Consider the following 10,123-nt stretch of genomic DNA (forward strand, 5'->3'; position numbering starts at 1 on the left):
AACCAAATATCTATTAATGGTGGATTGATTATTAGTAGATATTATAAAGATACTTTAAATTTTAAAGAACAAATGAGTGGATGTGTGTGAAGGGATTTAAAATTTACTATGTGGTGATTATAAATATTATTCTTTTATACTATTTATATCGCTGAGTTTTATTTAGGATTGCTAAAATATTAAAATAAAAGCATATTAAATATACTAAGAATTGAATTTGCAAGACACAAGTATCTATTTTTAAACTAAATATTAAAATGTTTATTAATAATTATAAAAATATTGATATGTGGTAATTATCCAAATTTATCTTTATCTTTTGTTTTTTAATATTAGATATAATTTTCTAAATTAAATTTCAAAATCAAATCTAAAGGAAAAATATGCCAATTATAAATATTAAGCTTTCAGACCCAATGCCAAGTCGTCAAAAACTAGATGAAATCGCAACTAAAATTACTGATATAATGGTAAATGATCTAGGCAAAAATCCTCAAAGAGTTGTTATAAATTTTGATGAGATTAGAAGTGATGCAACATATTTTGGCGGTAAATCTGTTCAAGCTATAAAAGAGGGTAAATAATGGCTGAAAAAATAAAAGAAGCTACAGTATTTAATCAAGAAGATATTGATCGTAAAGTAATTTTAGCAGCTGGTGACATGGCTCCAGAATTTAGTCTAGAAAATAGCGATGGAGTAAGTATTAGTTTAAGAGATTTTAGAGGTAAAAATGTAGTATTATACTTCTACACTAAAGATAATACTCCAGGATGCACAACTGAGGCGTGTGAATTTAGCGCAAATTATGATGAATTTGTAGCTAATGATACTGTGATTGTAGGAGTTAGCCCAGATAGTACTAAGAGCCATAGTGGATTTATCGCAAAGCAAAATTTAAAACATATTCTACTAAGTGATATTAATAAAGATGTAGCAAAAGCGTATGGTGTGTGGCAGGTTCGTAAAAATTATGGCAAAGAGTATCTAGGCATAGTAAGAACTACATTTATCATAGATAAAGAGGGCAAAATAGCAAAAGTTTATAAAAGTGTAAAAGCAGCTGGTCATGCTGCTAAAGTCTTAGCTGATTTAATAAAGTAGGTAATTTGTTAGTTCATATATGTTGCAGCGTCGATAGTCACTATTTTATCGCTGAGTTGAAGAAATTATACCCTAATGAGCGAATTATTGGCTACTTTTATGATCCAAATATTCATCCATATAGTGAATTTTTGCTAAGATTTAAAGATGTCAAGCGTAGTTGCAAGCAGCTTGGCATAAAGGTTATTTGCGGCGAGTATGAGTATGAAGAGTGGCTAAGAGGCACTAAGGGTTTAGAAAATGAGCCAGAAAAAGGTAAACGTTGTGAATATTGCTTTGAATTTCGTGTAGGAAATAGCGCAAAAGCCGCCATAGAATTAGGGTGTAAAAAGCTTACTACAACATTGTTAATGAGTCCTAAAAAAGATTTTACACAGTTAGAAAATGCACTAAATAACGCTATAAAAGGGACAAATTTAGAATCTGTTGCTGTGGATTTAAGAAAAAATGGTGGCACCCAAATACAGTTTGAACTAGCTAAAAGGGATAAGCTCTATCATCAAAACTACTGCGGTTGTATATACGGATTAATTAAACAACGTCAAAATGAAGAGGTGATAGACGAGCTTTGTGAACCACTTGGCGCTCAAATTCAGCCAGGTTCTATCAGTTATCGTTTAAAATTATATAAAAAGGTAAGAAAACTAGAACAAAAAGGGGTAGAATTTGATCTAATTAGACAAAAGATTCTAAACTATAGATTACATTTTGGAAGGGTAAAAATTGATACTAATGTTGTACCTAGTTATTTTATCTTTTACTCACATTTTAAGCTTAAGAGTTCTAAGTTTAATATTGAAGTTTTAAGCGAGCAAGTTAATGTAAATAAAGATGATATTAAACTAATAAGCTTAGCTAAGTTTAACTCCATTGGCGGTTTTAAATATAAAAATATAATGGAATTATTAATTAATCCCCCAAAGATAAAAAAAGAGTTAAAATTGCGTAAAATGCTAACAGGTTTAGAATTTAATCTTAGTCCAATCATTGTGCTAGATGAGATAAAAACTGGTAGATATATAATTGAAGCAAATAGCCAAATTTACCACTCTAGCATAGAGTTAGCAGTAAAAATTTAAAAAAATATATCTGAATTTAGCGAAAATTTTTAATATTATTAATAAAATTCAACTAATATTTTGCTAAATTTAGATACAATTTAGCACTTTTTATTCCGAGGTATTTAATGATAGATGTAGTTGAAATCCAAAAAATATTACCACACAGATATCCATTTTTGCTTATTGATAGAGTGTCTAAGCTAGAACCTAGCAAATTTATTAAAGGTTATAAAAATATAACAATTGCTGAGCAAGTTTTCCAAGGTCACTTTCCAGGTCATCCTATATATCCAGGCGTTATGATAATCGAAGGAATGGCGCAAGCTGGCGGTATTTTGGCTTTTAAAAGCATGGGTGAGGCTGAACAAGCTAACGCAGAAGATAAGGTAGTTTATTTTATGAGTATCGATGGGGCAAAATTTAGATCTCCGGTTCGCCCAGGCGATAAACTAGAGTATCATTTAGAGGTCTTAAAACATAAGGGAAATATTTGGGTTTTAGTTGGTAAGGCTTATGTAGATGATAAACTAGTAGCTGAAGCTGAGCTAAAGGCAATGATCGTAGATAAATAATAAGTAGAAAATATGCAAATTCATAGTACAGCAGTAGTTGAAGATGGTGCAATTTTAGGCGATGGGTGCGTGATTGAACCATATGCTTTTGTTAGTTCAAAAGCAATTTTAGGTGATAATGTAACTATTAAACAAGGTGCTAGAATCATTGGTGATACCCATATTGGTAGTGGTAGTAAAATTTATAGTTATGCTATAGTAGGTGATATACCTCAAGATATTAGCCACTCTTTAGAAGATACAGGTGGGGTGAGAATTGGTACTAATGCTACAATTAGGGAGTTTGCTACAATAAATTCAGGCACCAAAAAAGGTGATGGATATACCATAATCGGCAATAATAATTTTATAATGGCTTATACGCACATAGCTCATGATTGTTGTCTTGGTGATGGGATTATTTTGGCTAATGGCGTAACTCTTGCTGGGCATGTGATAGTTGATGATTATGCTGTAATTGGTGGGCTTACCCCAGTTCATCAGTTCGTTCATATTGGTGAGAGTTGTATGATAGCTGGTGCCTCAGCACTTAGTCAAGATGTTGTACCGTTTTGCTTAGCTGAGGGCAATAGAGCCTATATTAGAAGTTTAAATTTAGTCGGAATTCGTAGAAGATTTGATAAAGATACGGTTGAGGATATTAATAGGGCTTATAAATTTCTATTTAGAAGTGGTGGAGGATTAAAAGATAGAGCCTTGGAACTTTTAGGACAAAATCCTACTATAGAAGCTAAAAAAATGTGTGAATTTATCATAAATACAAAACGAGGAATACCGCTTGATAAAGGGAGAGATTAATGGCTAGAAAGTGTAGTTTTTGCGGTGAGAGCGAAGCAAATGATAGAAAACTTTTAGCTAATGAGAGTGATAGCTCATTTATATGCGAATTTTGCGTAGATGCAGCATATAATGCAGTTCATGGTGATGAAATAGGATTAAATAGCCAACCGGCAATGGATTATAAAGATATTACGCCAAAGATCTTAAAGGGAGTTTTAGATGATTATGTAATTGGTCAAGAAAGAGCCAAAAAAGTCTTTAGCGTAGGAGTTTATAATCATTATAAAAGAATATTTAAGCAACATAGTATCGAAGATGATACCGAAATTTCAAAATCAAATATTTTGCTAATTGGCCCAACTGGAAGTGGTAAGACCTTGATGGCACAGACTTTGGCTAGATTTTTAGATGTACCAATTGCCATTTGCGATGCTACAAGTTTAACCGAGGCTGGATATGTAGGCGAAGATGTGGAAAATATCTTAACTAAGCTTTTAAATGCAGCTGGCGGAGATGTAGCTAGAGCGCAACAAGGAATTGTTTTTGTAGATGAGATTGATAAGATTGCTAGAATGGGCGAGAATCGTTCAATTACTCGTGATGTAAGCGGCGAGGGTGTCCAACAAGCCTTGTTAAAAATTATTGAAGGTAGTGTAGTAAATATTCCGCCAAAAGGTGGCAGAAAACATCCAAATCAAGAATTTATTCAAATAGATACTACTAATATTTTATTTGTGTGCGGTGGCGCATTTGATGGGCTAAAAGATATAATCGAGCGAAGATTAGGTAAGAATGTTTTAGGTTTTGGCCAAGAAAAACGAGGTAAAAGCGAGAAGACAAATTTGCTTAGTCTTGTAGAGCCTGATGATTTAGTGCATTTTGGACTTATTCCTGAGCTTATTGGTAGATTGCATGCTATTACTACTTTAAATGAAATTACGACCGAGGATATGATAAGAATATTAACTCAGCCAAAAAATGCACTTTTAAGGCAGTATGAAAAGCTTTTTGCTATTGATGGGGCTAGGCTTAAATTTGAAGATGAGGCGATTAAAGAGGTAGCAAATCAAGCCATTAAACGCAAAACCGGAGCAAGAGGCCTAAGAAGTATAATGGAAGATGTTATGATAGATATTATGTATGATCTTCCAGAACTAAATGGCTATGATGTAATAATATCAAAAAGTGTAATCGATGGCGAAGCAAAGCCGTTATTAATGAAAGTAAAATAAAAGGGGATATATGATTTTAGACCAACTAGTAGGACTTTTTTCAAGTGATATGGGTATTGATTTAGGCACGGCAAATACATTGGTTTTAATAAAAGATAAAGGTATTGTAATTAACGAACCAAGCGTCGTAGCAGTTCAAAGAGAGAAGTATGGTAAGCAAAAGATACTAGCAGTTGGACAGGATGCTAAGGAGATGGTAGGTAAGACTCCAGGTGATATAGAAGCTATTAGACCGATGAGAGATGGAGTTATAGCTGATTTTGATATGACTGAGAAAATGATTAGACACTTTATAGAAAAAACTCATAGAAGAAAGACATTTTTACGCCCTAGAATCATTATCTCTGTACCATATGGCTTAACTCAAGTAGAGAGAAAAGCTGTAAGAGAAAGTGCGTTATCAGCTGGAGCTAGAGAGGTTTTTTTAATTGAAGAACCTATGGCTGCAGCAATTGGAGCAAATTTGCCGGTTCGTGAACCTCAAGGTAGTTTAGTAGTTGATATCGGAGGTGGTACAACTGAGATTGGCGTGGTATCTTTAGGAGGTTTGGTAATTTCTAAAAGTATTAGGACTGCAGGAGATAAGCTTGATGCAAGCATTGTAAACTATGTAAAAGAGAAATTTAATCTATTAATTGGTGAGAGAAACGGTGAAGAGATAAAAATCAAAATTGGCTCAGCGATCCAGTTACCTAAAGAGCTATCTATGGTTATAAAAGGACGAGATCAAGTAAGTGGCCTATTAAGTCGTATCGAAATTACTAGTGAAGATATTAGAGAGGCAATGAGAGAGTCTTTAAAAGAGATTGCTGATGCGTTAAAAACAGTTTTAGAAAATATGCCGCCTGATTTAGCTGGTGATATAGTTGAGCGTGGTGTCGTGTTAACCGGTGGTGGAGCGCTTATTAGGGGGCTAGATAAGTATCTATCTGATATTGTTAAGTTGCCTGTATATGTAGCTGATGAACCACTTCTTGCAGTGGCTAGAGGTACTGGTAAGGCTTTAGAAGAGATAGGACTTTTACACCAATTAATCAATGAATAAACTTAAATTCTTATTGATAGTTATCTGCTTAGGTTTTATATCATTTTACTTAAGTGATTATGCTAGAAGTGTAGTGATGAGCGGGGTTAAGCTTACACTATCTTTATATCAAGATAGCAGGGATTTTATCCTAGATACTATCAATGAGCATTTTAATCAAGCCAGCGAGATAAGAGCGCTTAGAGAACAAAATATTGAATTAGAGCGCTCTGTTACGCTACTTTCAGCTTTTGCTTATAAGCTTGATGCTTTATTAAATGAACAAAACTCTACTAAATTTACACCAAATATCCAGTTAGTTCGAGCACTATCATATATGAATATTGGCGATCATGATAAGGTTTGGATTGATTTTGATGAATTTGATGAAAATAAAATCTATGGCTTAATCTCGCAAGGTAAAACTGCTGGAATCGTGATAAATAAAGATGGCAGTCCGCTTGCTCTACTACAAACCGATCCAAAGTCGACATTTTCAGTTAGTATAGGAGAGCAGCGCATAGCAGGAATTGCTACAGGAAATGGTAAGAATATTGTAGTTAAATTTATTGCTCAATGGCTAAGCCCAAAAGTCGGCGATGAGGTTTATACTAGTGGGCTTGATGGGATATTTTTTAGCGGTGTTCCAGTAGGTAAAATTACCAAAGTTTATGAAGAAGAACTATATAAAAGCGCAATTGTAGAAACTGATTTGAAAATTCAAGTCCCAAGCTATCTTTATGTTGTAACAAATCAATAGCTTTACTATTTTGATTAAATTTAATATAAATTGCTAAATTTAACAGTAAATTTTTCTCCTTTTTATGCTGATTTTTATCTACAATTCAATATAATTACGCTTAGTTTTTATTTGAAATCAAAATCAATTGATAATCTTAAAATGCATATAAATTAAGAGAGGTAGAACTATGCCAAAAAGAGAAGATATCAAGACAATTTTATTAATAGGTAGTGGTCCTATTATCATCGGCCAAGCTTGTGAATTTGATTATAGTGGTACTCAGGCTGCTAAGACTTTAAAAGAGCTAGGATATAGAGTAGTACTAATTAACTCAAATCCAGCTACGATTATGACAGACCCAGATTTTGCCGATGCAACATATATTGAGCCAATTACTAAAGAGAGCATTAGTAGAATTATTAAAAAAGAAAATGTAGATGCGCTCTTGCCTACGATGGGTGGTCAAGTTGCTTTAAATGTAGCTATGGAGCTTTATGAAAATAATATGCTTGGCGATGTTAAATTCCTAGGTGCTAATCCAGAAGCGATTAAAAAAGGCGAAGATAGGGTTGCTTTTAAAGAAGCGATGCTAAAAATCGGTATGGATCTACCAAAATCTATGTATGCATATAATATGGAAGAAGCACTAAAAGCTGCTAATGAGATTGGATTTCCGCTTATTATTAGAGCTAGTTATACTCTTGGCGGTGCTGGTAGCGGTGTGGCATATAACCTTGATGAGTTTAGAGATATTGCTGAGAGTGGGATTGAGGCTAGTCCAATAAATGAGATTTTAATCGAAGAGAGTTTGTTGGGATGGAAAGAGTATGAGATGGAGGTTATTAGAGATAGAGCTGATAACTGCATTATCGTCTGCTCTATTGAAAACTTTGATCCTATGGGCGTGCATACAGGAGACTCTATAACTGTAGCTCCAGCTCTTACGCTAACTGATAAAGAGTATCAATATATGCGTGATGCAAGCTTTAAAATCTTGCGTGAAATTGGCGTAGATACTGGAGGCAGCAATGTGCAATTTGCTGTAAATCCAAAAAATGGCCGAATGACTGTAATTGAGATGAATCCACGAGTTAGCAGAAGCTCAGCCCTAGCTAGTAAGGCTACAGGTTACCCAATTGCTAAGGTCGCTACAATGCTTGCTGTGGGCTTTACTCTTGATGAGATTAAAAACGATATTACAGGAACACCAGCAAGTTTTGAGCCAGTAATTGATTATATAGTAACTAAAATTCCTAGATTTACCTTTGAAAAATTCCCGGGTTCTAATCCATATCTAGGCACTGCGATGAAAAGTGTTGGCGAGGTTATGGCAATTGGTAGAAGTTTTAAAGAGAGCGTCCAAAAGGCTCTTTGTAGCTTAGAAAAAGATTATAGTGGATTTAATTATCTAAATTTAAGTGACGAAGATTTGGTTTTTGGATTAAGAAATGGCCATGAAAATAGAATTTTATATATTGCACAAGCTTTTAGAAATGGCAAAAGCGTAGAAGATGTTTATGAATTAACCAAAATTGATAGATGGTTCTTAACTCAAATTTATGAGATAATTGAATTTGAAGACCGTATAGATATGGATATTTTAAATGATAAAGAGCTATTAAGAAAGGCTAAAACTTGGGGCTTTAGCGATAAGATGATAGCGCATTTAATCAATTCTAAAGATAATCTAGAACTAAGTCAAAACGATATATATTATGCTAGAATGCGTCACCAAATCGGCTTAGAATATAGCGAGGTTGATACTTGTGGTGGCGAGTTTCCAGCACTAACTCCATATCTATATAGTAGCACAAATATCACTCCAAATCTACCAAATCTACCTACAAATAGTAATAATAAAAAAGTTTTAATAATTGGCGGAGGCCCTAATCGTATAGGTCAAGGTATTGAGTTTGATTATTGTTGTGTTCATGCTAGTTATGCTTTAAGAGATTTAGGTGTTACAACTATTATGTATAATTGTAATCCTGAAACTGTATCAACTGACTATGATACTAGCGATATTTTATATTTTGAACCAATTGATTTTGAACATTTAAGAGCGGTAATTGAGCGTGAAAATCCAGATGGCGTTATCGTTCATTTTGGCGGACAGACTCCGCTTAAATTTTCTAAACGCTTATCAATGATCGGTGCTAAGATAATTGGAACTACAGCTAGGGTAATTGATATTGCTGAAGATAGAAAAAAATTTAGTGAGTTTATTCGCTTAGTTAATGTAGCTCAGCCTGATAATGATACTGCTATTAGCGAATCTGAAGCACTAGAAAAGGCAAATAAAATCGGCTATCCAGTTTTAGTTCGTCCTAGCTATGTCTTAGGCGGTAGAGCAATGAGAAGAGTTCATAGCGAGATTGAGCTTAAAGAGTATATGAGTGAAGCAGTTAGAGTTAGTAATAACTCTCCAGTTTTACTTGATAAGTTTTTACAAGATGCAACTGAGCTTGATGTAGATGCTATTAGCGATGGCAAAGATGTATATATCGGTGCGATTATGGAGCATATAGAAGAAGCAGGAATCCATAGTGGTGATAGTGCTAGCATACTTCCACCGCAAAACTTAAGCCAAGATATCATAGATCAAGTAGAAAAATGCACCAAAGATATCGCTTTGAAGCTTGGTGTTATAGGGCTTATGAATATTCAATTTGCTGTGTATGATAATAAACTTTATATCATCGAGGTTAATCCAAGAGCTAGTCGCACGGTGCCTTTTGTCAGTAAAGCTACAGGCTTGCCAATGGCCAAAGTAGCAACACGCGTAATGTGGCAAGGTAATTTAAAAGAGGCGCTTGAGTTTTATGATCAATTTAAAGTAGTTAAATTTGATGGCGAAATTTATAAGCCTAGTTTAAATGGCGTAGTATGCGTGAAAGAGAGCGTGTTCCCATTTAATAAATTAAGTGGAGCTGATCTAATCTTAGGGCCAGAGATGAAAAGCACTGGTGAGGTTATGGGTATTAGTGATAGTTTTGAAAAGAGCTTTGTTAAATCGCAAATTGCAGCTAAGAATATCTTGCCAAGTGGTGGTACTGTCTTTATCAGTTTAGCTGATGCAGATAAGAACCGCGGTATTGAACTGGCTAAGAAATTTGAAAATTTAGGTTTTGAGATTGTAGCAACTGGTGGTACATATAAAACTCTAGCTCAAGCTGGAGTAAAATGCGAGATGGTTTATAAAATTAGTGAAGGCCGTCCAAATATCGAAGACAGGCTAAAAAATGGCGAGATAGCCCTAGCGGTAAATACTAGCGATAGCAAGTCAAGCACTAGCGACGCTGTGAAAATCCGCCAAGCGGTGCTTAGATTTAAAATCCCATATTTTACTAATATGAACGCAGCTTTAAAAGCAGCTGAATCAATTAGCTCAAATGAAGAGGCTCTAGAAGTTAAGAGCTTGCAAGAGTATTTGAAAAAATAATATAAATATTACAGATTTTATAGCTACATTTTAATATAATTTTAAAAAGTGTAGCTATAGAACTAAAACTAAATATCTCAAATTTATCCAATAAATCAAATTTAAAATTACTATTTTATTTATATTAATATAAAAATCTCATTTTGATTACAATGAAACATTAAATTT

9 protein-coding genes are annotated in these 10,123 nt (G+C 33.9%); all 9 read left to right on the plus strand.

The genetic code is table 11. The annotated features are described in order from the left end of the window. Positions 1-383: 383 nt before the first annotated feature. The 9 genes from CIGNP103_RS07030 to carB all read left to right on the plus strand — a co-directional run bounded on the left by CIGNP103_RS07030 (position 384) and on the right by carB (position 9,955). Positions 384-584, plus strand: a complete 201-nt coding sequence (locus tag CIGNP103_RS07030; RefSeq protein ID WP_086232857.1) for a tautomerase family protein — start codon at positions 384-386, stop codon at positions 582-584. Next, positions 584-1,102: a thioredoxin-dependent thiol peroxidase gene (gene bcp, locus CIGNP103_RS07035; RefSeq protein WP_086268834.1), complete on the plus strand. Its 519-nt coding sequence runs from the start codon at positions 584-586 to the stop codon at positions 1,100-1,102. Before CIGNP103_RS07030 ends, bcp begins: the two co-directional genes overlap by 1 nt. Before the next feature lie 5 nt (positions 1,103-1,107). Next, positions 1,108-2,181 carry an epoxyqueuosine reductase QueH gene (locus tag CIGNP103_RS07040; protein ID WP_086268835.1) on the plus strand — a complete coding sequence of 358 codons (1,074 nt, stop codon included), beginning with the start codon at positions 1,108-1,110 and terminating at the stop codon, positions 2,179-2,181. 107 nt (positions 2,182-2,288) lie between these two features. After that, entirely contained in the window at positions 2,289-2,735 is a 447-nt protein-coding gene (gene fabZ, locus CIGNP103_RS07045; RefSeq protein WP_086228739.1) for a 3-hydroxyacyl-ACP dehydratase FabZ, read from the plus strand. A 12-nt stretch (positions 2,736-2,747) separates the two neighbouring features. Further along, positions 2,748-3,533, plus strand: coding sequence for an acyl-ACP--UDP-N-acetylglucosamine O-acyltransferase (lpxA, locus tag CIGNP103_RS07050; RefSeq protein WP_086225530.1), 786 nt, complete (start codon positions 2,748-2,750; stop codon positions 3,531-3,533). Next, positions 3,533-4,747 (plus strand): ATP-dependent Clp protease ATP-binding subunit ClpX, encoded by a 1,215-nt coding sequence (gene clpX, locus CIGNP103_RS07055; protein WP_086225529.1) that lies wholly within the window; start codon positions 3,533-3,535, stop codon positions 4,745-4,747. Before lpxA ends, clpX begins: the two co-directional genes overlap by 1 nt. 10 nt (positions 4,748-4,757) lie before the next feature. Beyond that, on the plus strand, positions 4,758-5,792 hold the full coding sequence (locus CIGNP103_RS07060; RefSeq protein WP_086225528.1) for a rod shape-determining protein: 1,035 nt from the start codon (positions 4,758-4,760) through the stop codon (positions 5,790-5,792). After that, complete coding sequence (gene mreC / locus CIGNP103_RS07065; protein WP_086225527.1) at positions 5,785-6,531, plus strand: rod shape-determining protein MreC; 747 nt, start codon at positions 5,785-5,787, stop codon at positions 6,529-6,531. The genes CIGNP103_RS07060 and mreC overlap by 8 nt, the downstream gene beginning before the upstream one ends. 169 nt (positions 6,532-6,700) lie before the next feature. Further along, a complete protein-coding gene (gene carB, locus CIGNP103_RS07070) occupies positions 6,701-9,955 on the plus strand; it encodes a carbamoyl-phosphate synthase large subunit (RefSeq protein WP_086268836.1) in 3,255 nt (1,084 codons plus the stop codon). The last annotated feature ends 168 nt before the right edge of the window (positions 9,956-10,123 follow it).

Source organism: Campylobacter sp. P0103, assembly GCF_002139545.1.
Taxonomy (GTDB): Bacteria; Campylobacterota; Campylobacteria; order Campylobacterales; family Campylobacteraceae; genus Campylobacter; species Campylobacter devanensis.